The 26,404-nt window shown below is 69.6% G+C and carries 21 protein-coding genes; 7 read left to right on the forward strand and 14 right to left on the reverse strand.

Features of this window, described 5'->3' with window-relative positions; genetic code table 11:
- Positions 1-29 precede the first annotated feature (29 nt).
- From CVV72_RS15295 to CVV72_RS15305, 3 genes are read right to left on the reverse strand one after another with little or no spacing between them, the layout of a single operon-like run.
- A complete protein-coding gene (locus CVV72_RS15295; protein WP_219153056.1) occupies positions 30-4,505 on the reverse strand; it encodes a hypothetical protein in 4,476 nt (1,491 codons plus the stop codon).
- A gap of 13 nt (positions 4,506-4,518) precedes the next feature.
- The gene (locus CVV72_RS15300; protein WP_046199931.1) at positions 4,519-5,259 is read right to left on the reverse strand and encodes a hypothetical protein; all 741 of its coding nucleotides are present in this window, start codon (positions 5,257-5,259) and stop codon (positions 4,519-4,521) included.
- Positions 5,260-5,306: 47 nt separating this feature from the next.
- Positions 5,307-6,758: a hypothetical protein gene (locus tag CVV72_RS15305; RefSeq protein WP_219153973.1), complete on the reverse strand. Its 1,452-nt coding sequence runs from the start codon at positions 6,756-6,758 to the stop codon at positions 5,307-5,309.
- A gap of 109 nt (positions 6,759-6,867) precedes the next feature.
- Here CVV72_RS15305 and CVV72_RS15310 point away from each other — a divergent pair, with 109 nt between their 5' ends.
- Positions 6,868-7,305 (forward strand): PPOX class F420-dependent oxidoreductase, encoded by a 438-nt coding sequence (locus CVV72_RS15310; RefSeq protein ID WP_219153057.1) that lies wholly within the window; start codon positions 6,868-6,870, stop codon positions 7,303-7,305.
- A 513-nt stretch (positions 7,306-7,818) separates the two neighbouring features.
- Positions 7,819-10,332 carry a PQQ-dependent sugar dehydrogenase gene (locus tag CVV72_RS15315; RefSeq protein WP_219153974.1) on the forward strand — a complete coding sequence of 838 codons (2,514 nt, stop codon included), beginning with the start codon at positions 7,819-7,821 and terminating at the stop codon, positions 10,330-10,332.
- A 106-nt stretch (positions 10,333-10,438) separates the two neighbouring features.
- Here CVV72_RS15315 and CVV72_RS15320 read toward each other — a convergent pair whose 3' ends face one another.
- A complete protein-coding gene (locus CVV72_RS15320) occupies positions 10,439-11,050 on the reverse strand; it encodes a TetR/AcrR family transcriptional regulator (protein ID WP_233621456.1) in 612 nt (203 codons plus the stop codon).
- Between the two features lie 84 nt (positions 11,051-11,134).
- On the opposite strand from CVV72_RS15320, the gene CVV72_RS15325 reads away from it, so the two are divergent.
- Positions 11,135-12,013, forward strand: a complete 879-nt coding sequence (locus CVV72_RS15325) for a sterol desaturase family protein (protein WP_219153058.1) — start codon at positions 11,135-11,137, stop codon at positions 12,011-12,013.
- Here CVV72_RS15325 and CVV72_RS15330 read toward each other — a convergent pair.
- The 5 genes from CVV72_RS15330 to uvrC all read right to left on the reverse strand — a co-directional run bounded on the left by CVV72_RS15330 (position 11,987) and on the right by uvrC (position 18,451).
- Entirely contained in the window at positions 11,987-12,991 is a 1,005-nt protein-coding gene (locus CVV72_RS15330; protein ID WP_219153059.1) for a glucosyl-3-phosphoglycerate synthase, read from the reverse strand. The two genes, CVV72_RS15325 and CVV72_RS15330, sit on opposite strands and share 27 nt — an antisense overlap.
- Before the next feature lie 625 nt (positions 12,992-13,616).
- Entirely contained in the window at positions 13,617-14,606 is a 990-nt protein-coding gene (whiA, locus tag CVV72_RS15335) for a DNA-binding protein WhiA (protein WP_044850376.1), read from the reverse strand.
- A complete protein-coding gene (gene yvcK / locus CVV72_RS15340; protein ID WP_219153060.1) occupies positions 14,597-15,598 on the reverse strand; it encodes a uridine diphosphate-N-acetylglucosamine-binding protein YvcK in 1,002 nt (333 codons plus the stop codon). Before yvcK ends, whiA begins: the two co-directional genes overlap by 10 nt.
- The gene (gene rapZ, locus CVV72_RS15345; RefSeq protein WP_034311885.1) at positions 15,585-16,442 is read right to left on the reverse strand and encodes an RNase adapter RapZ; all 858 of its coding nucleotides are present in this window, start codon (positions 16,440-16,442) and stop codon (positions 15,585-15,587) included. Before rapZ ends, yvcK begins: the two co-directional genes overlap by 14 nt.
- A gap of 50 nt (positions 16,443-16,492) precedes the next feature.
- On the reverse strand, positions 16,493-18,451 hold the full coding sequence (gene uvrC, locus CVV72_RS15350) for an excinuclease ABC subunit UvrC (RefSeq protein ID WP_219153061.1): 1,959 nt from the start codon (positions 18,449-18,451) through the stop codon (positions 16,493-16,495).
- Positions 18,452-18,689: 238 nt separating this feature from the next.
- Between uvrC and CVV72_RS15355 the strand changes: the two genes are divergently transcribed.
- Together CVV72_RS15355 and CVV72_RS15360 are read left to right on the forward strand one after the other, a co-directional pair.
- Positions 18,690-19,427 (forward strand): trypsin-like serine protease, encoded by a 738-nt coding sequence (locus CVV72_RS15355; protein WP_219153062.1) that lies wholly within the window; start codon positions 18,690-18,692, stop codon positions 19,425-19,427.
- 95 nt (positions 19,428-19,522) lie between these two features.
- Positions 19,523-20,302 carry an exodeoxyribonuclease III gene (locus CVV72_RS15360; protein WP_219153063.1) on the forward strand — a complete coding sequence of 260 codons (780 nt, stop codon included), beginning with the start codon at positions 19,523-19,525 and terminating at the stop codon, positions 20,300-20,302.
- Positions 20,303-20,598: 296 nt separating this feature from the next.
- Here CVV72_RS15360 and CVV72_RS15365 read toward each other — a convergent pair whose 3' ends face one another.
- From CVV72_RS15365 to rpe, 5 genes are all read right to left on the reverse strand, one after another.
- Positions 20,599-21,042 carry a PH domain-containing protein gene (locus CVV72_RS15365; protein WP_219153064.1) on the reverse strand — a complete coding sequence of 148 codons (444 nt, stop codon included), beginning with the start codon at positions 21,040-21,042 and terminating at the stop codon, positions 20,599-20,601.
- A 17-nt stretch (positions 21,043-21,059) separates the two neighbouring features.
- Positions 21,060-21,566 (reverse strand): 6,7-dimethyl-8-ribityllumazine synthase, encoded by a 507-nt coding sequence (ribH, locus tag CVV72_RS15370; protein WP_034311710.1) that lies wholly within the window; start codon positions 21,564-21,566, stop codon positions 21,060-21,062.
- A complete protein-coding gene (locus tag CVV72_RS15375) occupies positions 21,563-22,837 on the reverse strand; it encodes a bifunctional 3,4-dihydroxy-2-butanone-4-phosphate synthase/GTP cyclohydrolase II (RefSeq protein ID WP_199745476.1) in 1,275 nt (424 codons plus the stop codon). Before CVV72_RS15375 ends, ribH begins: the two co-directional genes overlap by 4 nt.
- A gap of 53 nt (positions 22,838-22,890) precedes the next feature.
- A complete protein-coding gene (locus CVV72_RS15380; RefSeq protein WP_034311704.1) occupies positions 22,891-23,514 on the reverse strand; it encodes a riboflavin synthase in 624 nt (207 codons plus the stop codon).
- Between the two features lie 111 nt (positions 23,515-23,625).
- On the reverse strand, positions 23,626-24,294 hold the full coding sequence (gene rpe, locus CVV72_RS15385; RefSeq protein WP_219153975.1) for a ribulose-phosphate 3-epimerase: 669 nt from the start codon (positions 24,292-24,294) through the stop codon (positions 23,626-23,628).
- 145 nt (positions 24,295-24,439) lie between these two features.
- Between rpe and CVV72_RS15390 the strand changes: the two genes are divergently transcribed.
- Both CVV72_RS15390 and CVV72_RS15395 read left to right on the forward strand, forming a co-directional pair.
- Positions 24,440-25,675 (forward strand): sensor histidine kinase, encoded by a 1,236-nt coding sequence (locus tag CVV72_RS15390; RefSeq protein WP_219153065.1) that lies wholly within the window; start codon positions 24,440-24,442, stop codon positions 25,673-25,675.
- The gene (locus CVV72_RS15395; protein ID WP_219153066.1) at positions 25,672-26,331 is read left to right on the forward strand and encodes a response regulator transcription factor; all 660 of its coding nucleotides are present in this window, start codon (positions 25,672-25,674) and stop codon (positions 26,329-26,331) included. The genes CVV72_RS15390 and CVV72_RS15395 overlap by 4 nt, the downstream gene beginning before the upstream one ends.
- The last annotated feature ends 73 nt before the right edge of the window (positions 26,332-26,404 follow it).

Here is a 26,404-nt window from a genome sequence, read left to right on the forward strand (position 1 = left end):
TGTGCCCCCTAGTGCCACATTGTGCCACCCTAGGCGGTCTCCTCTTCCGGTTCCGGCTCGTCCGCCGGTCGCGTGAACAGCCGTGTCGCCGAGAGCCGCGCGACGCCGTCCGGCTCGCCGAGTTCGTCGGTGGCGTTCCGGATCGTCGCGTCGACGGAGAGGTACTTGCGCCCCGCCCTCAGGTCCGCGTCGTTGCGCAACCGCACGATCAGCGGGAACTCGCTCAGCGCGCCGGCGTCGAACAGGCCGGTGGTGTAGATCAGCTGGACGCCCAGCGCCTCCGCGACCGCGCGCTGCAGTTCCAGCAGGTAGCCCGCCGACGCGCGGCCGATCGGGTTGTCGAGGAACAGCACGCCGGAATGCCGGTTGCGGGCCTTGCCGCGGTTGTTCGCCCGCAGCGCCGCCAGGGTGCAGTACAGGATGATCGCGGCGGTCAGTTGCTGCCCGCCGGAGAACACGTCCCTGATCTCGGAGACACGCTGCCGCTCGGTCCGCAGCACGGAGTCCGGCTTCAGCATGTCGACCCGGAAACCCTTGGGAGCGGCGGCCTGCACGCCGCGCAGCACGAGCGAAAGCCCGTCCCGTTTGACGTCCCGGCCGTCCGAGGTCTTCCCCACCGCGGCCTCGTCGACGACCTCGCCCAGTTTCTCGGCGAGCACGTTCTCTTCGAGTTCGGTGAAGCGGATCCGCAGGAACTCCTGGCCCGACCAGTCGCCGAGACCGTCCGGCAGCCGCGAAACCCGTTGTGCCGCACGAAGAGTGCGCAGCGCGCCGTCGACCATGCCCTGCAGGCGGGTGATGATGCCGCCGCGGTGCCGGTCGATCTGCGCGAGATCGTCGGTGAGCGTGCGCAGCCGGGGCCGCAACGCCTCCGCCCATTCCGCGGCGTGGACGGGCAGCTGATCACGGCGGACCGAGATCACCTGCTGCCGCACCGGCGTGCTGAGCTTCTCGAAGCGCTTGTCCGTGGCGTACTGCGCCAGCTGGTCGGCCGCGGCCCGCACCCGGCGGTCACCCGCGTCGGCGGCGTCCTGCGCCTCGGTGAGCGAGGTGTTGAGCCGGGAGTGCTTGGCGCGCGCGGATTCGACGTCGCCCTCGAAGGCCGCCCCACCGTCCGCGGTGTCCGATTCGGACAACAGATGTGCCATGGATTCGGCCAGCAGCCCGAAACCGGACGCGGAGGTCTTCGCGGACTCCAGCGTCGCTTCGGCGGCGGCGCGGCGCTCCTGGAGTTCCTCCCATTTCCGCGCGGCGGCGGACACTTCGAGACTCGCCTCGTCGATCAGCTCCAGGCCGTGCTCGATGTCCTTCGGCCGCGCGTCGGAAGCGATCGCGGACGGCTGTTCCGGCAACTGGCCCAGTTCCGCCTTGCGCGTCGCGACGAGCCCGACGATCTCGGTGCGCTCCTCTTCCAGCACCGCGACCGCGCGGTTCGCCCGCGCCTGCGCCGCCGCCCGCGCCGAAGCGTCGGAACCGTCCGGCGTCTCCAGCAACGCCGAAGCCCGTTCGCGGACGGCGTCGTCCAGCGCCTCCACGGCCGCCCGCGCGGACGCCTCGACACTCTCGGCCTGGTCGAGTTCGGCACGGAGGTCGCTGCCGACCTCCACCTTCGCGTACGCCTCGGAAGCCGAGGCGAAAGTCCTCCGCAACGCGTCCACCGGTTCGGCGGGCACGGGGTCGTTTTCGGTGACGTCACTCGATCCCGGCACCTCGGCCAGTTCCGCCTTCGCGGTCGTCGCCGTGCGCCGATGCCCGTCGGCGGTGCGTTGCTCCTCGCTCGCCTGCTCGCGCAGCCGGGAGGCCCTCACCGCCGCTTCGGACGCCGTCGCCTCCGCCCGCTCGGCGGTCTCGGTCGCACGTTCGACGTCGTCCGTCCACTCGGGAATCTTCGCGGCGCGTGCCGCGAGCGTTTCGAGCCCGCGAGCCCGCTCCCCCGCCTCGGCCGAAGCCATGCGCAGCTCGGGAACCCGTTCCCGGAGCCCGGACGCCTTCTCACCGAGGCGCTGGAACTCCTTTTCCGCCTGCTCCAACGCGGTCTGCGCGGTTTCGTGTGCGGTGCGCGCGTTCTGGAGCTGCTCGGCCAGGGTCGCGATGCTGCCGGGCGGATAGTCCTCGCGCCAGGTCTTGAGCTTCCACGACAGGGCGCTGTCATCGGCCAGCGACGTCGCCAGCGCTTCCAGCCGTCGCTGCCGTTCCGCGTGCCGGAGCGCGATGGCCTCACGCTCGGCGTCGGCGGCTTCCTCGTCGTACATCGCCGGATTGGGCGGCACGAGGAATTCGATCCCGGCCTCGTCCGGCAGGCGGCCGGTCGTGGTCGCCTCGGTCGTGGCGACCGGGATGATCGTGGTGGGCAGCAGACGCCGCTCCGCCAGGACCTTCTCGGCGAGCCGGACCTGCTCCGGTTCGTTGAGCAGGATCCCCGAGACCAGCTGGGGCGCGCGGGCCAGTACGGCCGCCCGCCTCTTCTTGTCCAAAGTGGACAGGTAACGCCAGCCGGACCACGCGTTCATCCCGGCGGCTTCCAGCGCGTCCAAAGCGGCCTGGACCTCTTCGGTGGCGGGCAGGAGGCCGCCCGAGCCGAGCGCGTTCAGCGCGCGCTCGTCGACGGATTCCTCCATCCGCAGCGCGGTCTGTTCCTTCTCCGCGGCCGAACCCGCCTCACGAAGACGCTCCAGCAGCACCGGGAGGTCCGTCTCCAGTGTGACGTCGTCGGCGCCGAGGAGTTCACTCAGCCGGGGCTCGACGGCGAGCGCGTCGGTGCGCCGGTTGGCCCGGTCGAGTTCGTCGGCCGCGCGCTCCAGACGGTCCTTGGTGGACCCCGCGAGCCGGTGCGCGTCGTTGACGGTGGCCTGCGCGGATCGCAGATCCTCCGCGACGCGTTCGAGTTCCTGTTCACGACGGACGAGTTCCGCGGCGGTCTCCTCGGCCTCCGTCCTGGCCGCACGCGCCGCCTCGGCGACGTCGGCACCGGCCTTGAGCGCGCCGGACCGGACGGTTTCCGCGATCTCCTCACGGATTTCGGCGATCCGCGCGCCCAGTCCGCGGGCCTCCGCCCGGCGCGAGGCCGCGAGGTTCGCCGACTCGTCGCGTTCCGCCTGGGCCTTCTCCGCCTCGGCACGCAGGGCGCCGACATGGGCTTCGGCCTTCGCCGCCTGCTCGGTGGCGTTCTTGGCCAGCGCCAGCAGTCCCCGCGCGAGCGCGCCCGCGGCGGCGTTGCGTGCCTGCAGCGCGGGCTGCGCCCTCTGCTCCCGATTCCCCACCAGTTCCCGGAAGTCGCGGGCCTTGCGGGAGGCGTTGAGGTGGTTGAGCACGGTGGCGCATTCACGCCAGGCCTCGGCGGCGGTCTTGGCCTCGGCCAGTTCGCCGTCGATCCGCTTCTTGCTTTCCTGCGCCTCTTCGAGCCGCAGTTTCCCGACCAGGCGGCGGAGTTCGGTGACCCCGGCGGCGAGACGGCGGTGGTCGCCCTCGGCCAGTTTCTCCGCGGACTTCACCTCGTCGACGTGCTGTTCGAGCCCGCTCAGCCGCTCGTTCTCCAGTTTGTCGCGCGCGGCGACCTGACCGGCCAGCGTCCGCATCTCGGCGCGGGCAGCGTCGGCGAGCTTCCGTGACGCGGCCGCGACGCCTTCTTCCTCCGCCAGTGGCGTGAGCAGATCGAGGGCACCGGCGACGAAATCGCGCTCCGACAACAGATCCCCGCGCTGGGCGAGGTTGTGCGCGTACGTCGCGACGACCTCGGCGAGATCCTTCGGCTCCTCCTCCGAAAGCACCGCGCGCAACAGGAACTCGACGAACGCCTCGTCGGTGCTGAACGCGAAGGCGTCCGCCGCCTCGCCCTCACCGGCGTTCATCGCGCGCTGGTACCGGAAGAGCTCGGTGTCGAGACCGAGGCCGTCGAGCCGGGACGTCCACTCGTGGTGACGCCGCGTCCAGAACAGCTCCAGTTCCGGCTCGCCGCCATGCACCTTGTCGAGCTGGTCGTGGAAGCCGGACATCGTCAGCAGCCTGCCGTCCGACGTCAGCGGCAGCGAGTCCAGATCGAGCGAGGGCGTCGGCCGGAAGCAGTACCAGGAATCGACGAGGTTCTCCGAATCCGCCGACACCACGTGCCCGCGCCATTCCGACACCTTGCCGGTGATCACCCGATGGCCGGTTTCGACCTGCAGCCATTCCAGCACGACGTGCGAGACGTCCTTGGCGGCGACGAACTTCTCCAGGACCTTGGTGTTCGTCGTGCCGACGACCTGGCGGCGGCCGGGCAGCATGACCGAGAAGATCAGCTTGATCAGGACGGATTTGCCGCCGCCGTTCTCCAGGAACAGCACGCTCGCCGGCGAAGGGCGCCGCGGCGGCCCCTCCCCCGCGAGGTGGATCCCGGCGCTGAACAGCGCGTCCTGTTTGGGCGCGGTGATGGCCGCGCCGACACCGCTGAAGTCCAGCACGACATCCTGGTACCGCGCGCCTGCCGGGCCCACCGAGTGCAGGCGAACCCGCGAAAGCTCGTACATCGACTCCCCTTGGTTAAAGCGTGTCCGACGCGGCCGCGCGCAACGTCCCGCCGCCGTTGGCGACCGAGACCACGTTCAGTTCGAGCAGGTCGTCGAAGGCCGCGTCGGCGGCGAGTTCGCGCACCTGCACCTGGTAGCGCGGTGTCGTCCGGTAGGTCCCGCCCTGTTCGCCGCTGACCTGGACGAGAAAGCCTTGATCGGCGAGGAAGCGCAGGGCTCGCGCGACCATGCCGCGCGTGGTGTCCGACGCCAGCCTGCCGTCCTTGGTCGCCGCGGCCGCCGGGCGCCGGGCGTAGGCGCGCCAGGCCTGTTCGAGTTCGGGCGCGTCGGCCAGCGGGTCGTTGTTCGCCTCCGCCTCGGCAGCGCGCTCGTCGAGGATCCGGCAGGCCTCGCGCACCATCGCGTCCACCTGCTCGACGCTGACGCGGCCGATGTAGGTGTCGTTGGCGAGGTCGTCCGGGCGCGGGTAGCCGAGCGCCGCGGTGGCCAGGTGGACGAGTCCGTGCAGGACCTTCTCGGTCTCGCGGCGCTCACGGATCTTGCTCTGCCGCGCGTAGCTGTCCATCTTGATCTCGAAGACGGACTCGTCGGTCGCCGCCAGCACGGCACCGGCCTGGAGGTTGACCTCCAGCACCATCAGCCCGAGCCCGGCCGCGACCGCGTGCGTGAGCTGTTTGAACGCCCTGTCCTCGCCGTAGCGCCGGACGAGGTCGCCGTACACGACGTCCCGCGACGGCAACTGCTTCGGGCGCATGCCGAAGGAAACCAGCCTGGCCGCGGATTCGACGTCCCCGGTTGTCGTCACGCGACCTCCTCCTCTTCTTCGTGGCGATCGACCGTGGCCGACGAAAGCAGCAGATCCGCTCCGCCGAACTCCGGGTCGTCGAGCAGCGTGCCGTCGTCGACGGCCAGCAGCACCTGGCGCTCCCCCAGCCGGAGCGCCGCGCCGACCCCGGGACTGTAGGCGTGCACCGCGCGCAGGGCGACCAGGGCCGGCAGGCCGGGATCGATCCGGCGGGCCTCTTCGAGCAGCCCGGACAGCCGCCGCGGCACCTCCGGCAGGTCGAGCAGGTCGTCGGCGAGGCGCCACTGCTCGTCGCCGAATTTGTCGGTGACCTCGGCGGGCATGAGTTCGGGCTCGGGGATCTCGCCGACGAGCTGGTCGCGTTCGGGCGCGGGCCGCAGCAGCAAGGACACCAGCGACGACAGCGACGGCACGGTCGGCGGGGAGATGCCGGCGCCGGCGTGAAAGAACGATTCGGCGGGCGCGACGGCTTCGGCGATCGGCAGGCCCAGCGTCGGCATCAGGAGCTGGCCGAACAGGTCGATCGTCGCGCGCTGCGGCGGCCCGGAGAACTGCTGACGGTCCTGCTCGGCGCGGAACACCGCGCCCGCGTCGGCCAGCCGTGACTGGAGCCGCGTGTGGCGGCGAATGCAGTCGCTGACGATGTCGACGAGTTCGGCCGCACGGCGTTTGCGGTCGGGGTCCTCGGTCTCGTCCCGCGACGCGGTGATGTTCTTGAGGATCGCGTTCTCGGCGCGGAACCGGGACTCGATATGGGACAGCGCCTGATCCAGCAGATCCGGGACCTCGCGCTCCCAGTCGACCGCGCGCACGTCGCGCCGGGTGGCGTCGAGCTTGGCGCGCAGGGTCTCGCCGTACTGCACCGTCCGGTAGCGGGCCTGCTCCGCCGCGAGCTTCGCGTCGGCGAGGCGGCCGCGGTTGATCAGGTTCTCCAGTTTGACCTCGGCCGCGATCTGGGCCGACTCGACGTCGGTGTCCAGCGCGCCGACGAGCACGTTGATCGCCTCGTCGGTGGCGCGCAGGTAGACCTCGCCGTCGGGCGCGGCCAGCTCGACGAGCAGCTTGAAGTCGAACTGGCGGCGCTGGTAGCCGCCGCCGGGGCCGATGGAGCCGTAGACGCGGCGGAACCCACGATCGGTGGTGCCGACGTTGATCAGGTTGTCGAGCACCCAGCGGGCGACCTTGGCGTGCTCGTCGGGGGTCCGGCCGGGGGCCTGGAGCGCCACGAACGGCAGCAACCGCGCGATCACCTGGTCGTGGTCGGCGCCGGTGTCGAAGTCCATCGAGACGGTGACCTGGTCGATCGTGTGCAGGGCGATCTCGGCCATCTGGTAGATCGTGGCGTCCGCCCAGTCCAGCTTCGCCTTGCGCGCGTCGAGGTCGTGCAAGGGCGCGGTGCAGGCCAGCGCCTTGAGGCGGCGGGTCAGCCCCTCGTCGGCCAGCCCCATCCCGGTCAGCTCGTCGTCTCGCACAGCAGGCCAGGCTAGTCGCCACCCCTCGCACCTCGCACGGGTGACCGGGGTGCCCGGCGCTCCGGGCGGCGGTAGCGTCTGGTTCATGCGTGAAATGAGCCGGGAAGAATGGTGGAAGTTCGCGAGCGAGGGCACGCGGACGGGCATGCTCGGCCTGGTCCGCGCCAACGGGGCGCCGATCGTGACGCCGGTGTGGTTCCTGCTGAACGAAGGGCCGGACGGGGACGAGCTGATCTTCACCACCGGCACGGACACCCTCAAGGGGAAGGCGCTGCGCCGCGACCCGCGGCTTTCGCTGGCCGTCGACGACCAGAAGCCGCCGTACTCGTATGTGCAGTTCACCGCCGAAGCCGTGCTGCACAACGACTTCGACGAGATGCTCGAATGGGCGACCAGGCTCGGTGGGCGGTACATGGGCGAGGACAAGGCCGAGGCGTACGGCAAGCGGAACGCCGTCCCGGAGGAGTCGTTGGTGCGGGCACGGATCACGAAGGTGATCGCACGGGCGGACATCGCCGGCTGACGCCTTCCGCGTAAAGGCGCCACCGCTCCGGCCGGGGGTGTGGTCGCCGACTTCGGGTGAGCGAGTGAGCACGTGCCGCCTCCGGAGTCGCCGCCCCAGTCGAGACAGCGAAAGCGACGTTGCGAAAGCCACTTTCGCAACGCTGAAGGTTGCGAAAGTGGCTTTCGCAACCCGCCGGCCCCGAAGCCACGTGTCCCGCCGGCCGCGACACCCCATCGCATTTGGTCCCCTGGATGCGGTCCTTGCGTGTGCAAGTACCGCATCCAGGGGACTAAATGCATTCGTGGGCGTGACTGTCCGTGTTGATGTTGGTCAAGTATTGACACGAAGCACCCGCTGGTGTGTGATCTGAACCATAGATAGGAAAGTTTCCTAACTAAAACTCCACGTCCCCCGCCGGGTTCGCCCGGTCCGCCGTTGCACCCTCCCGAACCCCGAACTTCACGCATGGAGGCTCCAGTGGCACCCCGACCACCGTGGCGCGCGCTGCTCACGTGTGCCGCCGCGACGGCGATGACCCTCGCCGTCCTGCCGGCTCTGCCCGCCGGCGCGGCACCGACCGATCACGAATCCGAAACCGCGACGATCTCCCAAGGCGCCGTCGAAAAGAACCACGCGGGCTATTCCGGCACCGGGTTCGTGAACTTCGACAACGTCGCCGGCAGCTATGTCGAGTACACGGTGAACGCCGCCCAGGCCGGAACCCAGACGCTGACCTTCCGCTACGCCAACGGAACCACGATCGACCGGCCCGTCTCCTTGACCGTCAACGGCACCGCCGCCGGGACACTGTCCTTCCCCGGCACCGGCGCGTGGACCACCTGGAAGACCGTCACCAAGGACGTCGCGCTGGCCGCCGGAGCCAACAAGATCCGCACCACCGCGACGACCGCGAACGGCGGGCCGAACGCGGACAAGCTCACCGTGAGCGGGGTGGTCGACACCGAAGCGCCGACCCCGCCGAAGAACCTGGCCGCCAAGGACATCAAGGCCCGCAGCGCAACCTTCACCTGGGAGGCCGCGACCGACAACGTCGGTGTGGTCCGCTACGACGTCATGCGCGGCGGCAACGTCCTCAAGACCGTCGAGGGGAACACGCTCACCACGACCGTCGACAACCTGCAGCCGAACACGGCCTACGACATCTCGGTCGGCGCCTTCGACGCGGCCGGAAACCCTTCGCAGCAAAGCAATGTCGTCCAGTTCACGACACCGCCCAGCGGGGACACCACCCCGCCGACCGCGCCGGGGAACCTTCGCTCGACGTCGGTGACGGCGAACAGCGTCTCCCTGGCGTGGAACGCTTCCACGGACAACAGCGGCACCATCGCCGGTTACGACGTGTACCAGGGCACCGCGAAGGTCGCGACGACGCCTTCGCTCGAAGCCACGGTGACCGGCCTGACGGCGAACACGTCGTACACGTTCACGGTGAAGGCGCGTGACCTCGACGGCAACACGTCGGCCGCGAGCACCGCACTGACCGCGAAGACGAGTGGTGCCGCGGGCGGCGGGATTCCCGAGTACGACAAGGACATCACGAAGGTGGACCTCGCCTGGTCCGTCGACTTCCTGCCGGACGGCACGGCGCTGGCGACCGAACGGGACCGCTTCGAGATCCTGCGGATCACGCCGTCGGGTGAGAAGACCACGCTGGGCAAGGTCCCCGGCGCGGTCGGCACCAGTGGCGAGGGCGGCCTGCTCGGTATCGCGATTTCGCCGGACTACGCCACCGACCACGCGATCTACCTGTACCACACGGCATCCGGCGACAACCGGATCGTGAAAATGACTTACGAAAACGGGAAACTGTCCTCGGCCTCGACCCCGGTGCTCACCGGGATCGCCAAGAACCGTTACCACAACGGCGGAAGGCTGCGCTTCGGCCCGGACGGCAAGCTCTACGCCACCGTCGGCGACGGGCAGAAGAAGGAAACCGCGCAGAACAAGGGTTCCCTCAACGGGAAGATCCTCCGGCTCAATCCCGACGGCTCGGCGCCGGGCGACAACCCGTTCTTCTCCACCGGCGGCAACGCCCGCTACGTCTGGAGCTTCGGGCACCGCAACCCGCAGGGATTGGCGTGGGACTCCCGCGGCCAGTTGTGGTCGTCGGAATTCGGGGACGGCACGCAGGACGAGCTCAACCTGATCCAGAAGGGCGGCAACTTCGGCTGGCCCCAGTGCGAAGGCACCAGCGGAACCTGCGGTGGCACGGTCGCGCCGAAGAAGACCTGGCCGACGAGTTCCGGCGGGCCGAGCGGGATCGAGATCGTCAACGACTGGATCTACGTCGCGGCCGTCACCAGCGAACAGCTCTTCGCCACGCAGATCAACGCGGCGGGCAACGGCGTCGGCTCAGTGCAGTCGCTGTTCTCCGGCCGCTGGGGCAGGCTCCGCTCGGTCACCAAGACACCGGACGGCGGCCTGTGGGTCACCTCGACCAACGCGGACAAGAACGGCGGCACGCCGAGCGGGATCGACAACGTGGTGGTACGCCTGAAGTTCCCCGGTGGCTCGCAGCCGGGAGCGTTCAAGCTGACCAGTTCCGCGTTCGCCGACAACGCGACGATCCCGGACAAGTTCACCTGCGCCGGTGACGGCACCGCGGGCCAGGACACCTCCCCGCCGCTGGCGTGGGGCGCCGGGACCACCGGTGCAAAGGGGTACGCGATCGTCTTCGCCGACGTGGCCAACAACGGCAACAAACTGCACTGGGCGATCTGGGACATCCCGGCGTCCTCGGGGCCCGCAGTGTCACTGCCCGAAGGCCTCGGAGCGGGCTACACCGTCCCGAACCAGAACGGCGCCAAGCAGAAGGCCATGGGCAGCGGGGCGAACTCGCAGAAGTACTTCGGCCCCTGCCCCGGCGGCTCCAGCCATCCCTACACCTTCACGCTGTACGCGCTGAAGTCGGCGACGGTGCCGGGCTTGTCCTCGTCCTCGACGATGGCGCAGATCGAGACGGCGATCAAGAACGCCTCGACGGCCAACGTCACGCTACGCGGCAAATCCAGCGCCGCGTCCTGAGTCACGGCCGGGGTGTCCGGAGCGGCGCCGGGCACCCCGACCGTATCCAGTGTGAGCTGGAGGAAAGCCACCCCGCCCGGGATCTCCCGGCGGGGTGGTTTTTCGTTCACCAGCCGAACAGGTTCCGCATGATCCGCCCGCACCGCTCGGTCATCGCCGCGGCGTCCTGGTCCGGCTGGTCGATCCACCAGCTGATCAGCGAATCGACCACGCCGGTCCACACCTGCGCGATCGCCTCGATGTCGCGATCGTCGTCCAGGCCCCGTGAACGCATCAGCTGGGCGGCGCCGACCAGCGCGAACCCGTCGAGCCGGTAGCGGTAGTCGATCGCGACGCCGGCGATCTCACCCGTCGAAGGCACCGTCGGGTCCCGGAGCAGCTTCCAGGCGTACCGGTCGTTGTCGAACGTCTCGAAAATGGCCGAGAGCACCGCGAGCGGCATCCGTTCCGGCGGCTCGGCCTCCGCCGCCATCGTCTCGGCGACCCCTTCGGTCAGCCTGTCCCCCGCCCGGTGCAGGCAGGCGAGGTACAGCCCGTCCTTCGAGCCGAAGTACTGGTACAGCAAGGGTTTCGTGACACCGACCCGGCGGGCGATCTCCACCATCGACGCCCCGGCGTACCCGTTCTTGCCGAACTCCTCCGTCCCGGCGCGCACGATCTGGGTCTCCCGCTCCTCGCGGGGCACCCCCTTCGTGCCGACGGCCCTTGCTTCTGTCACGGCGGTTATCTTACCCTGAGGTAAGTGACTCTTGGGTAAGTTACCTGATGGTTAGATCACGGGGGCGGACGAAGGAGAGGTGCGGTGGCGGATTTTCTTGCCCATCTGAGTGACCCGGTGCTGCTGGCGACACCGGTGTTCCTGCTGTTCGTCGTTATCGAGATCCTCGCGTTGCACGTGCTGGGCCACGACGACAACGTCATCGGTTACAGCGTCAAGGACACCCGGACGAGCATGTCCATGGGCGCGGTGGCGGTGGTGATCAACGGTGTCTTCCGCATCGCCATGCTGTTCGTGTTCGCCGTCCTCTACGAGCTGGCACCGGTGAAGTTCAGCCCGCAAGACTGGTGGACCTGGGTCCTGATGCTGCTGGGCCAGGAGATCGTCTTCTACGCCTACCACCGGGCGAGTCACCGCGTCCGGCTCATGTGGGCGGGCCACCAGGTGCACCATTCGAGCGAGAACTACAACTTCTCGACGGCGTTGCGGCAGAAGTGGACCCCGTACTTCCAGCTGCCGTTCTGGTCGATCCTCGCCCTGGCGGGCATCCCGCCGTGGATGATCCTCACCGGACTGTCGATCGACCTCGTGTACCAGTTCTTCGTGCACACCGAGAAGATCCGGAAGCTGCCGCGCTGGTTCGAGTACGTGTTCAACACACCTTCACACCATCGTGTGCACCACGGCAGCGATCAGGAGTACCTGGACGCGAACTACGGCGGCATCCTGATCATCTGGGACCGGATGTTCGGCAGTTTCGTACCGGAGGGCAAGCGCCCGACCTACGGGCTGACCAAGAACGTCGAGTCCTACAACCTGCTCAAGGTCGGCTTCCACGAGTACGGCTCGATCCTGCGCGATGTCCGCGCGGCGGAGTCGTGGCGGGACAAACTCGGCTACGTGTTCGGCCCGCCGGGCTGGCAGCCCAAGGAAGCGTTAAGCGCTCCTGCGCAAGGTGGGTGAGTTCTCCGGGCGGATCTCCGGCGGGAGGCTCTCCAGCGGCGGCCGCTGCGTGAGGGCCACATCGGTGAGGACGAGCTCCCGCTCGACGGACTCCCCCGTACCGCGCCGGAATTGGGCGAGCGACGTCGACGGGGGCGCCGCGGAGATCACCCGGCCGCCGCGCTCCAGCCGGTCCATCAGGGTCAGCATGATCTGCGCGGACATCCGGCCGAGGGCCTGCGTGCTCTGGTGACGGTGGGTGCGGTGACCGAGGTCGACCTGCGCGAGCGCGTCGAGCCCGTGCAGTTCGAGCAGGTCGATCAAGTGGCCGACCTCGACGCCGTAGTGCGTCACGAACGGGATGCCTTCGAGCACTTCGCGCCGTCCCGCGTACTCGCCGGCGAGCGGCTGCACGAAACCGGCCAGTTCCGGCCAGTACATGTTGAGCAGCGGACGGGCGACGAGTTCGGTGACGCGGCCGCCGCCGTCGGGTTCGACGCCCGCCGTCCCGGCGAGCGGACGGTGATAGAAGCCTTTGACGTAAGCGATCCCCGGGTCGGTCAGCAGCGGCCCCAGCAGACCGGTCACGTAGCCGGCGGTGAAATCGCGGAGGTCGCCGTCGACGAAGACGACGAGGTCGCCGGTGGTCTCGGCGACGCCCTTCCAGAGCGCTTCTCCCTTGCCCGTCAGGCTTTCCAGCTCCGGGAACACCGCGTCCTGCGCGACGACATCCGCTCCGGCCGCCCTGGCGACCTCGGCGGTGGCGTCGGTGGAATGGCTGTCCACCACCAGGATCTCGTCCACCAGGGGAAACCGTTCGACGAGTTCGCGCCGGATGGTGCCGACGATCGCGCCCACCGTCTCCTCCTCGTCGCGGGCGGGGATCACCACCGAAACCCGGGTCCCGCGTTTGGCGGCGACCAGCTCCGCCGCCCACCAGTCACCCGCCCGGCTGCTGCGCCGCGCGAGCCACCTGCCGACCTCCGCCGATACCCGCATGGCCGCCCCTTCCTCGAAGATCACCTCTCCGGTGATCTTCGAGGGCGGCTGTTTCCATCGGTCGTCACCGCGGAAACCGCCGCGTTACGCCTGCCCGCCGCGGGTTAACGCCGGGGAGAGGACATCACCCGTGCGGCGCTTCGCGAGGTAGAAGGTCGCCTCGTGCGGTTTCGCTTCGCTCCTCGGCGAAGCGACGGGACGACTGAATGACCGGCATAGGCTCGGCTACGGCATGCTCCATTGTGGACTGCCGACGGCCGCCACCGTCACCGGGCACGCAGCGGCACGGGTCGAACGGTGGTACGGGTTTGTCGACATGCAGCACCGGGTCGTGCGGCGGCTGCCCACGCTGACGGTGTCGCGGGCGTCCCGTGCGGCCATCGGCCGGGCGAGGGGCGTGCCCGGAGGGCCGGATCCACGTCGTCCCGCTCACCGCCGGCACCAGGATATTCCGGCCGTGGCCCGAGATCCGGCGGGTCCGCGTGGACGTCGGGCACCGTCCTCCTGGCGACCGCCGCACTCGATGGCGGCGCCTGACCTAAGCTCGGTCTGTGAAGGCCTCCTTGAGGGACTCTGGGTCCCTCAAGGAGGCCTTCACGGACTTGATGATCGCCCGCGCCGGCGGTCAGGCCTCGTCTTCTTCGAGCATGTCCGGCGTGACGGCGGATTCGGTGTCCGGAATGCCTTGTTCCTTCGCCTTCTTGTCGGCCATCGCCAGCAGGCGGCGGATCCGGCCGGCGACGGCGTCCTTGGTCATCTGCGGATCGGACAGCTGGCCCAGTTCTTCGAGCGAGGCCTGCCGGTTCGACAGGCGCAGTTTGCCCGCGGCGAGCAGGTGATCCGGAGCGGAGTCGCCGAGGATGTCCAGCGCGCGCTCCACCCTGGCCGCCGCCGCGACGGCCGCGCGGGCCGACCGCCGCAGGTTCGCGTCGTCGAAGTTCGCGAGCCGGTTCGCGGTGGCGCGCACCTCGCGGCGCATCCGCCGCTCTTCCCAGGCGAGCACGCTCGTGTGCGCGCCGAGACGGGTCAGCAGCGCGCCGATGGCGTCGCCGTCACGCACGACGACCCGGTCCGCGCCGCGGACCTCGCGCGACTTGGCCTGGATGCCCATCCGCCGGGCGGCACCGACGAGCGCCAACGCGGCCTCGGGGCCAGGGCAGGTGACTTCGAGCGACGACGAGCGCCCGGGTTCGGTGAGCGAACCGTGCGCCAGGAACGCGCCACGCCAGGCGGCTTCCGCGTCGGCGACGCCACCGGACACGACGGCGGCGGGCAGCCCGCGCACCGGACGGCCGCGCTGGTCGATCAGGCCGGTCTGCCGGGCGAGCCCCTCGCCGTCCTTGACCACCCGGACGACGTACCGCGTGCCCTTGCGCAATCCGCTGGAGGAGATGACGTGGACGTCGGACTGGTGTCCGTACAGTTCGTGGATCTCCTTGCGCAGCCGCCTCGCCACCGAACCGGTGTCGAGTTCGGCCTCCACCACGACGCGGCCGGCCACGATGTGCAGCCCGCCCGCGAATCGCAGCATCGACGCGACCTCCGCGCGGCGCGGGCCGATCTTGGTGATCTCCAGCCGGCTCAGCTCGTCCTTCACGGCGGCGGTCATCGCCATCGCTGCCCCTCCATACCTTCAGCTCCTCCCCCGGTGAGACCGAGAGCGTCCCGCATACAGCCCGCGAGCGCATCAGGATCATGCCGCCCCGTCACGACCGGGTCAGCCACCGCCCCCAGCAACGCCCGCGCGCCCAGTCTCCCGGCAGCGTCTCGCAACCGGGCTGGTGAGGGCACCGAGTCACGATCCGCGATGACCGCGTCCACCCGCAATTCCGGGGCGTGTTCGAACAGTACGTCCAAATGCTTCTCCGGCGAGAATCCCGCCGTCTCCCCCGGTTGGGGGATCAGATTGAGGATCACGACCTTCGTGGCGTCCGTTCGGAGCAACGCGTCGTGCAGATCCGGTACCAGCAGATGGGGCAGCACACTGGTGAACCACGACCCCGGACCGAGGAACACCACGTCCGCGTCGAGCACCGCCTCGATCGCCTCGGCGCAGCCGCGCGGCGGCCGATCGGCCTGGCCGGACGGGTGCAGGCTGATCCGGTGCACCTGCCCCGGGGTCGTCGCCACCGCCACCTGACCGCGGATCCGCCGGACCGCCTCGGGATTCTCGGCGTCCAGCCCCGAAACCTCACCCTGGATCTCCAGCGGTTCGGGTGACATCGGCAGGACGCGGCCGGAGATGCCCATGAGCCTGCTCGCCTCGTCGAGCGCGGCGACCGGATCCCCGAGCACCTCGAACAGCCCGGCCAGCAAGAGGTTCCCGACGGCGTGCCCGGCGAGCGCGCCGTCACCGCCGAAACGATGCTGGAAGACCTCCGCCCACAGGGTCCCGCCGTCTTCGGCGGCGAACGCGGCGAAGGCCTGCCGCAGGTCGCCCGGCGGCAGCAGCCCGAGTTCCCGGCGCAGCCTGCCGGAGGAGCCCCCGTCGTCCGCGACGGTGACCACGGCGGTGACCTGCGAGGTCACCCGGCGCAACGCGGTGAGGGTGGCGTGCAGGCCGTGCCCGCCCCCCAGTGCGACCGCGCGCGGTTCACTCGCGGCCAAGGTCGCGGTGCACCACCTTCACGGCCATACCGTCCTCATTGGACAGACGCTGGGCGAGTTCCTCGGAAATGGCGACACTGCGGTGCTTCCCGCCCGTGCAGCCGACGGCCAGCGTCAGGTACCGCTTGCCCTCGCGCTTGTAGCCCGCGCCGATCAGGCGCAGCAGCTGGTGGTAGCGGTCGAGGAACTCGTCCGCGCCTTCCTGGCTGAGCACGTAGTTGCGGACCTCGCCTTCGAGGCCGGTGTGGTCGCGCAGTTCCGGGATCCAGAAGGGGTTCGGCAGGAACCGGACGTCCATCACCAGGTCGGCGTCCATCGGCAGGCCGTATTTGTAGCCGAACGACAGCACGGTGACGCGGGTCTGCGTGCTCGCCTCGGAACCGAAGGCGTCCTCGATCTTGGCGCGCAGGTCGTGCACCGAAAGCGACGACGTGTCGAGCACGAGGTCGGCCTCTTCCCGCAGCGGCTCCAGGAGCGTGCGCTCGGCGGTGATGCCGTCGGCGAGCCTGCCGTCGCCCTGCATCGGGTGCCCGCGGCGGACGGCCTCGAACCGGCGCACCAGCACCGCGTCGGTGGCCTCCAGGAACAGGACGCGCGGCTTGTACCCGCGAGCGTCGAGGTCCTTGATGACCGACGCCAGGTCGTCGGTGAACGCGCGCGAACGCACGTCCATCACCACGGCGACCTTGGTGATCGCGCCCCGCGCCTGCGCGCCGAGCTCGACCATGGTGGCGATCAGTTCGGGCGGCAGGTTGTCCACCACGAACCAGCCCAGATCCTCCAGGCATTTCGCGGCGGTGCTGCGGCCGGCGCCGGACAGACCGGAAACGACCGCGACCTCCATCCCCGAACCGCGGCCTTCTTCTTGCGCACTCACGATGGTCCCTTCACCGGTCACGTACTGGACTCCCCCGCCGCCGCGGCTTTCTCCCCTGCGAGTGCCGCGACGACCGCTTCGGCGGTGCGCCTGCCGAAGCCGGGCACCGCCTCGATCTCCTCTATCCGCGCTTCGCGGAGTTTCTTCACCGAGCCGAAATGCTTGATCAGTGCGGTACGGCGAGCCTGCCCCAGCCCGGGCACACCGTCCAATGCGGACACCTGCATCCGTTTGGACCGCTTCTCGCGGTGATACCGGATGGCGAAGCGGTGCGCCTCGTCACGCAACCGCTGCAACAGGTACAGCGCGTCGGAGGTGCGCGGCAGGATCACCGGGTCGGGATCGCCCGGAAGCCACACTTCCTCCAGCCGCTTCGCCAGGCCGACCACGGCGATGTCGGTGACGCCCAGCTCGGACAGGACGTCCGCCGCGGCGGTGGCCTGCGGGCCGGCGCCGTCGACGACGAGCAGGTTCGGCGCGTACGCGAACTTGCGCGGCTTGCCGGTCTCCGGGTCGATGCCAGGACGATCCGGATCGACCTCGGCACCCTCGGCGTTTTCCTTGAGGTAGCGGTAAAAGCGGCGGCGGACGACCTCGGCGATCGAGGCGACGTCGCCTTCCTCCGCGGCCTCGCGCAACGCGAAACGCCGGTACTCGGACTTGCGCGGGATCCCGTCCTCGAACACCACGAGCGACGCCACCACGTCGCTGCCCTGGATATGGCTGATGTCGACGCATTCGATGCGCAGCGGCGCGGTTTCCAGCGCCAGGTAATCCTGCAGTTCCGCCAGCGCGGCCGAACGCGCCGTGAGATCACCGGCGCGGCGCAGTTTGTGCTGGGTGAACGCCTCGCCGGCGTTGCGTGTCACGGTCTCCGCGAGCGCGCGCTTGTCCCCGCGCTGCGGCACCCGCAGGCTCACCCTCGACCCGCGCAGCCCGGAAAGCCATTCGCCGAGCGCTTCCGCGTCGACGGGCAACTCGGGGACGAGGACCTCGCGCGGCACCGGCGACCCGAGGTCGGGATCGTCCGCGCGTTCGGCCTCCTCACCGTAGAACTGCGTGAGGAAATGGTCGACGAGGTCCTTGACGTCCATTTCCTCGGCCTTGTCGATCACCCAGCCGCGCTGGCCGCGGACCCGGCCGCCGCGCACGTGGAAGACCTGGACGGCGGCTTCGAGTTCGTCGTGGGCGAAGGCGACGACGTCGGCGTCGGTGCCGTCGCCGAGCACGACCGCCTGCTTCTCCATCGCGCGCCGCAACGCGCCGAGGTCGTCGCGCAGCCGGGCCGCGCGCTCGAACTCCAGCTCCTCGGACGCGGCCGCCATTTCCTGTTCCAGGCGGCGGATCAGCGCGTCGGTGCGGCCGGCGAGGAAGTCACAGAAGTCCTCGACGATGGCGCGGTGTTCGTCGGCGGAGACCTTGCCGACGCACGGAGCCGAGCACTTGCCGATGTAACCGAGCAGGCAGGGCCTGCCGATCTGGCCGTGCCGTTTGAAGACGCCCGCCGAGCAGGTGCGCGCCGGGAAGACGCGGAGCAGCAGGTCGAGCGTTTCGCGGATGGCCCAGGCATGCGCGTACGGACCGAAATACCGCACACCCTTCTTGCGCGCGCCGCGATAGACGTGCAGCCGCGGGAACTCCTCGTTCATCGTGACGGCGAGGACCGGATAGCTCTTGTCGTCGCGGTAGCGGACGTTGAACCGCGGGTCGAACTCCTTGATCCAGTTGTATTCCAGCTGGAGCGCCTCGACCTCGGTGCTCACCACGGTCCACTCGACGCTCGCCGCCGTCGTCACCATCTGGCGGGTGCGCGGGTGCAGGCCCGTGATGTCGGCGAAGTACGAGTTCAGCCTGCTGCGGAGGCTTTTCGCCTTGCCGACGTAGACGACCCTCTTCGTGGCGTCACGAAATTTGTACACGCCAGGGGCGTCCGGGATGCTCCCCGGCGAGGGACGGTAGGTGGTCGGGTCAGCCACGCCGCCAAGCCTATGGGGCACCACCGACAGTCTCGCGAGGCCCCATGCTCTAACCCTCATTCGAGTGGCACCTACCACGATCCGGTCCGTGTTTCATTACGTATACCGACCTAAGTCGGGTCTTCGGCCGGATCAGACGTTCGTTGGTTCCTAGCGGGTGAATCGGGTGATTACTTTCCGTCCCAGTTCCACTTCACTCGGTTCTTCGTCAGATGACGCTCGAAAGGACTCCTGCACCGTGAGCCGTCTTCGTACGCTGGGCGCCGCCACCCTCGCCGCCGCAGCCCTCACCATGACCGCCGGCGCGGTCGCCTCCGCGGGCACCCCCACCGGTGTCCAGCCCAACATCGTGGGTGGCGGCACCGCCCCCACCGTGAGCTGGGGCGCCCAGATCTACGTCAACACCCCGGGCCGTCAGTGGGACGGGTTCAACTGCTCCGGCAGCGTCATCGCCCAGCGCTGGGTCCTGACCGCCAAGCACTGCCTCGACTCCGACGGCAGCGGCATGCGGGTCCGCGTCGGCAGCAACCAGCTCCAGGGCGGCCGTGAGATCGCGGTCGACCGCAAGGTGTCCTCGCCGACCGGCGCCGACATCTCGCTGCTGCACCTGGCCTCCGACGCCGGTGTCACGCCGATCAGCCTGACCGGCTCGAACCCGCCGGTCGGCAGCACCAACCAGCTCTACGGCTGGGGCCGCGAGACCCCGACCGGCCCGCCCGCCTCGGCGCTGAAGGTCGCGAACGTCCGCGTCACCGGTACCTCGCGCGACGCCTACGGTGGCCCGGCCATCCAGAGCGTCGGCATCGACGGTTCGGCGTGGAAGGGCGACTCGGGCGGCCCCCAGGTCTACAACGGCGTCCAGGTCGGTGTCGCTTCGACCGTGCAGAACCAGAGCGGCTCGAACGTCCGCGGCACCAACAACTACGGCAGCGTCGCTTCGGCCCGCTCCTGGATCCGTACGACCACCGGGGTCTGACCTCCACCCCGGCCGGGCCCCTGTCGCGACGTGATCCGCCGCGACAGGGGCCCTTTCACGTCAGGGTGTCGGTGGGGTGTGGGACGCTCGCGGGCATGCGGATCGCGACCTGGAACGTGAACTCGATCGGGCCCCGGCTGCCGAGGGTGCTGGACTGGCTCGGCTCGGTACAGCCGGACGTGCTGTGCCTGCAGGAACTCAAATGCGGCACCGACGCCTTCCCCTTCGAGGCCGTGAAGGAACTGGGCTACGAGACGGCCGCGTACGGCATCGGGCGCTGGAACGGTGTCGCGATCGTGTCCCGCGTCGGCTTGGACGACGTGACACGGGGCCTGACCGGCGAGCCCACCTTCGAGGACAAGGCCGACGCGCGGGCCATCGGCGCCACCTGCGGCGGCCTGCGGCTGTGGTCGGTGTACGTGCCGAACGGGCGTGACCTGGAGAACCCGCACTACGGCTACAAACTGGCCTGGCTTTCGGCGCTGGAGGCGACCGTGCGGGAGGAGCAGGCGCGCGGGCTGCCGTTCGCGGTGCTCGGCGACTTCAACATCGCGCCGACCGACGCGGACGTGTGGGACATCGGCCTGTTCGCCGAGTCGACGCACGTGACCGAGCCGGAGCGGAAGGCGCTCGCCGCGCTGCGCGACCTCGGGCTGTCGGACGTGTTCCCGAGGCCGCTGAAGTACGACCACCCGTTCACGTACTGGGATTACCGGGCGGGCAACTTCCCCAACAACAAGGGAATGCGGATCGACCTCGTGTACGCCGACGCCGCCGTGGCCGGTGCGGTGACGGATTCCTATGTGGACCGTGAGGCGCGGAAGGGGAAGGGGCCCTCGGACCACGCGCCGATCGTGGTGGATCTTTCGCTCTGAGCGCGCGTTTCGTCCTCTGAACGCGTACTTGCACGCGCAAGGACCGCATTCAGAGGACGAAACGCGGTCGGGTCGGAGTGGGACGCGTCAGCCTTCCCTGCAGCAGTCCGTGAAGGCCCCCTTGAGGGACTCTGGGTCTCTCAAGGAGGCCTTCACGGAATCGAGGGTCACCACATGCGCCCCACCTGCACCACCGGTCACAGCGGCCGCGGACGAAGGCCCCCTTCCAAGTACGTGAAGGCCCCCTTCCCTCGGCTCAGCCGAGGGAAGGGGGCCTTCACGTACTTCAGGAGAGGTCAGCCTTCCCAAGCCGCCTTGTGCAGCCGCCGCAGCGCCCGCACCGCGGCCACCGCGCGTTCCCGGTCCACCGCCTGCACGGCCATGACCGAGTAGTACTCGTCGTCCGGCAGCTCCAGCCGCGCCCACGAGGCCCCGTCCGGGAAGCTCACCGAGAGCACCTCGCTCCACGCGAACTTCTTGGTCATCAGCACGTTCCGGACCTCGATGCCGTCGGCGTCGGCCTTCACGCGCGCGGTCGCGAACAGCATCGTGCCCGCAGCGAGCAGGACGCCGATGCCGATCATCGCCGCCTGATCGGACGGCTGGAAGATCACGCCGGTGTCCGAGCCGCGCAGCAGGACCGCGACGACCACGAACGTCGCCAGCATGACCACCGCCAGCACCGAGCACATCACCAGGGCACGCCGGGGCCGCACCACCACGACTTCGGACTCCGTCATCACATCCGCCTCGACGCTCACACGAAGCCCCGCTCGGTCCACGGCTGGCGCAGGTTCCGCAGCGCGTGCGCGGCGTCCAGCGCGGCGACCGTCGCTTCGTAACCTTTGTCCTCGACGGAGCCGGGCAGCCCCGACCGGTCCAGGGCCTGCTGTTCGGTGTCGCAGGTGAGGACGCCGTTGCCGACCGGTGTGCTCTCGTCGAGCGCGACCCTGGTCAGGCCCGCGGTGACCGCGTCGCAGACGTACTCGAAGTGCGGTGTCCCGCCCCGGATGACCACGCCCAGCGCGACGACCGCGTCGTGCGTGCGGGCCAGCGCCTGCGCGGCGACGGGCAGCTCGACGGCACCCGCGACGCGCACGACCGTCGGCTCCTCCTCCAGGTCGGCCGCCTTGGCCGCCTCGAGGGCGCGTTCCAGCAGTGCGCTCGTGATCTTCGTGTGCCAGCGCGTGGCCACGATCCCGAGCCGGATGTTCTTACAGTCGGACAGGTCGAGTTCGACGTCCGGACGGCCCTCGCCGCTCACCGCGTGCCACCTCCGTTGCCCTGGTCGACCTCGGCGCCGACCTGGTCGAAATGCTCCAGCTGGGACAGGTCGTGCCCCATCCGGTCCCGTTTGGTCTTGAGGTAGCGCAGGTTCTCCGGGTTCGGCGAGATCGGCAGCGACACCCGCCCGCTCACCCGCAGGCCGTAGCCCTCCAGCCCGACCCGCTTGGCCGGGTTGTTCGTCAGCAGCCGCATCGAGCGGACGCCGAGGTCGCACAGGATCTGCGCGCCGGTGCCGTAGTCCCGCGCGTCGGCGGGGACGCCGAGCTGCAGGTTCGCGTCGACGGTGTCCGCGCCGGCGTCCTGCAGCTGGTAGGCCTGCAGTTTGTGCAGCAGCCCGATGCCGCGGCCCTCGTGGCCGCGGATGTAGAGCACGACACCGCGCCCTTCCTTGGCGACCGCTTCCAGCGCGGCCTCGAGCTGCGGGCCGCAGTCACAGCGCAGCGAGCCGAAGACGTCACCGGTCAGGCACTCGGAGTGCACGCGGACGAGGATGTCCTCGCCGTCACCGATCTCGCCGTAGACGAACGCGATGTGCTCGATCCCGTCGAGCAGGCTGTCGTAGCCGACCGCGCGGAACGTGCCCGCGGCCAGCGGGATACGCGCCTCGGCGACCCGCTCGACCTGCTTCTCGGTGCGCCGCCGGTACGCGATCAGGTCGGCGATGGTGATCATCTTGAGGTCGTGGTCCGCGGCGAAGACCTCGAGTTCGTCGCGGCGGGCCATGTCGCCCTCGTCCTTCTGCGAAACGATCTCGCAGAGCACGCCGGACGGCGAGAGCCCGGCCAGCCGGGCCAGGTCGACGGCGGCTTCGGTGTGCCCCGGGCGCCGCAGGACGCCGCCCTGCTTGGCGCGCAGCGGGACCACGTGGCCGGGCCGCCGGAAGTCCGACGCCTTGGACCCCGGGTCGGCGAGCAGCCGGACGGTATGCGATCGGTCGGCCGCGGAGATACCGGTGGTGATCCCCTCGGCGGCGTCGACCGTGACGCTGTACGCGGTGCCGCGCTGGTCCTGGTTCGTGTGGTACATCGGCGGCAGGTCGAGCCGGTCCGCCTCGGCCTCGGTCAGCGCCACGCAGACGTAACCCGAGGTGTAGCGCACCATGAAGGCCATCAGTTCCGGCGTCGCCTTCTCCGCCGCGAAGATCAGGTCGCCCTCGTTCTCGCGGTCCTCGTCGTCCACCACGACGACCGGACGGCCCGCCTTGATGTCGGCGATGGCCGCCTCGATGGCATCGGCGTTCACGGCCACCCCGCCTCCACAGGGGGTCAGATCCGCCGACCCCGGAATCGCACTCGTCTCGCTCACGCCCGCTCCTCCGTACCGCCATTGTCCCCCTGCGTGCGCAGGTGCGGCATGGCCAGCTTCTCGACGTATTTGGCGACCACGTCGACCTCGAGGTTCACCAGGTCACCCGGGGTGTTCCGGCCGAGGGTGGTGAGTTCGAGGGTGGTCGGGATCAGGGCGACGGAGAACTCCTCGTCGGTCACCGAAGCGACCGTGAGGGAGACACCGTCGACCGCGATCGACCCCTTCTCGACCACGTACCGGGAAAGCTTCTTCGGCAGCGCGAACGTGGTGAGTCCCTGCTCGTCGCGTTTGAGGAAGACGCCGGTGCCGTCGACATGGCCCTGCATGATGTGCCCGCCGAGCCTGCCGCCCGCCGGCGTCGCGCGTTCGAGGTTGACCACGTCACCGACGTGCACCTTCGCGAGGCTGGAGCGCTGCAGGGTCTCGTGCACGACATCGACGGTAAACTCACCGCCCGTCACCGCGACCACGGTGAGGCACACGCCACTCACCGCGATGGAGTCGCCGTGCCCGGCGTCGCTGGTCACCAGCGGCCCTCGCACGGTCAGTCTCGCGGCGTTGGGGACCTGCTCGACCGCGGTGACCTCGCCGAGTTCCTCGACAATGCCGGTGAACACTCCTGCTGCCCTCCTCTTGGCTCGCACCGTCGCTGGAACGGTGCTCCCCTCATCCAACACCCATCGGGACCGATTCCTTCTCCTGACCCGACGGCGGATCAAGAGGCGGGATCAGCCGCGGGCGCGGGCCGCCTGCTCGCGCAGCGCCGCGACGGCCTTACCAGGGTCTTCGGCGCCGTAGACGGCGGAACCGGCGACGAAGCAGTCCACACCGGCCTCGGCGGCCTGCTCGATGGTGTCGGCGTTGATCCCGCCGTCGATCTCGACGACGAGCTTCAGGTGACCGGTGTCGACCAGGCGCCGCGCGGTGCGCACCTTGTCGAGGACGCCTTCGATGAACGACTGACCGCCGAAACCGGGCTCGACCGACATCACCAGCAGCGTGTCGTAGTGCTTGAGGGTCTCGAGGTGGTCCTCGATCGGCGTGTTCGGCTTGATCGACAGCCCGGCCTTCGCCCCGGCTGCGCGCAGGTTCTTCGCCAGCGCGATCGGGTCCTGCGCGGCTTCGACGTGCACGGTGACGTTGTAGGCGCCCGCCTCGGCGTATCCGATGGCCCACTTGTCGGGGTTCTCGATCATCAGGTGGCAGTCGATCGGCACGTCGGTGGCCTTGAGCAGCGACTGCACCACGGGCAGGCCCAGGGTCAGGTTCGGCACGAAATGCGCGTCCATGACGTCGACGTGGACCCAGTCCGCGCGGGTTTCCCCCTCCCCCGCGACGGCGCGGATCTCGTCGCCGAGCCGGGCGAAGTCCGCGGAGAGGATGCTGGGTGCGATCAAAGGTCGGTGAGCCACGGGCCCGAGTGTAAGAGGGCGCCGCTAACGCCCGCTAACCGGCTGTGACCGGCGTCCCGGTCTGGAGTATGACGGGAAATGGCACCGCAGTGGGAGGTGCGCGCACGCGCCGCCGAATAGCGTTCCGGTCATGGTCAACCCACTCAAGCCCTTGGTCCGGATCGGCAGTTACCGCAGCCTGCCGTTCGGCTTCCTCGGTATGGCGATCACCGCGATCCCGTTCCCGATCGCGCTCATCCCCGCCGTCCTCATCCCGGGCGACGTGCGGGCGAAGGCGGTCTACGGCGTGCTCGCCATGGGCGTACTGGTCGCGCTGGCCGGCTTGCCGGGGCCGATGCGGCGGGTCGGGATCTGGTTCTCCAACCAGATGCTGGGCACCCGGATCGCGCAGCCCTTGCCGAACACGAAGATCGCCTGGGCGGAGCGCCGGCGTTCGGCGGCCTGGCTGCTCGTGCACACCGCGCTCGGCTGGGTGCTGTTCGGCCTCGGCTGCTTCCTGTTCCTGGGGTTCGTCCTGACCCTGGTGTGGGCCGGAGGTGGCGGCAGTCCCATCGCGATCTTCGGTGAACAGGTGACGATCGAACCCGGTATCGCCGGAGCGTGGACACTGCCGATCGGGTTCTTCACGCTCGTGGTGATCGCGTACGTGCTCGCCGGCTTCACCAAACTGTTCCAGTACAGCGCGGTCGCGCTGCTGGGCCCCTCGGCCGCCGAACGTGTCGCCGCCGCCGAAGTCCGGGCGAACCATTTCGAGCAGCGCAACCGGCTGGCCCGCGAACTGCACGATTCCATCGGCCACACGCTGACGACGTCGACCATCCAGGCGGCCGCGGCCGCGGAACTGGTCGATTCCGAACCGCAGCTGGTGCGCCGGGCGCTGGGCACCATCGAGGAGTCGTCCCGTGCGGCGCTCGAAGACCTCGACCACGTGCTGGGCCTGCTGCGGGACGACCGGTCCTCCCGCGAACCCGAACGACGGCTGATCGAGGCCGTCACGCTGGCCGAACGGGCTCGCGCGGGTGGCGCGGTGATCGACTACGAGCTGACCGGGCCCGCCGCGGAACTTCCCGCGACCCTTTCGCGGGAGGCGTACCGGATCGTCCAAGAAGGACTGACGAACGCGCTTCGGCACGCCCACCCCGGCCCGGTGACCGTGCGGGTCGCGGTGCTCGCCGACGCGCTGCGGATCGAGATCGTGAACCCGCTCGTGGAGCACGCGGTCGATTCGGGCCGCGGCGGCAACGGACTGCCGGGGCTCACCGAACGTGTCGAAGCGCTGCGCGGCGAACTCGTCGCGGGGCCGGCCGTCGACGGGGAACCGCTGTGGCGGCTGGTGACGACGATCCCGCTACGGTCGCACTCATGACACTGCGGGTCCTGATCGTCGACGACGAACCCTTGCTGCGCGCCGGTTTGCGCTCACTGCTCGGCAACCAACCCGATCTGACCGTGGTCGGGGAGGCCGGTGACGGCGGCGAAGTGGTCGACCTGGTGCGGCGGACGCGTCCCGAAGTGGTCCTGATGGACGTGCGCATGCCCGGCGTGGACGGGATCGAGGCGACCCGGCGGGTACTGGCCGAAATCCCCGAACCGCCGAAGGTCCTCGTGATCACGACGTTCGACAACGACGACTACGTCTACGACGCGTTGCTGGCCGGGGCGAGCGGCTTCCTGCTGAAGCGGGCGCGCAAGGAGGAGTTCGCGCACGCCATCCGGACCATCGCCGCCGGGGAGACGCTGTTGTTCCCCGACGCGATCCGCCGGATGGTCACCGCGCGACCGGCGCCGTCCGGCCTCGCTCCCCGGCCGTCCTCGCTGACGAAACGGGAGACCGAGGTGCTGCGGCTCATCGCCACCGGGAAGTCCAATGTGGACATAGCGGCCGAGCTGGTGATCAGCCTCGAAACCGTGAAGACCCATGTGGGCAACATCTTCGGGAAGCTGGGTGCGGCCAACCGCAGCCAGGCGGTGGTGTTCGCCTACGAGACCGGCATCGTCGCCCCGGGGCACAGCCTGCGCTGAGCCTTCACGGACAGGTAGGGCAGCCCCCCGGTCCGGCGTGGGGGCTGCCCCCATGGCTACCACGGCCGAGCGT

This window comes from Amycolatopsis sp. TNS106 (assembly GCF_019330265.1).
Lineage (GTDB): Bacteria > Actinomycetota > Actinomycetes > Mycobacteriales > Pseudonocardiaceae > Amycolatopsis > Amycolatopsis lurida.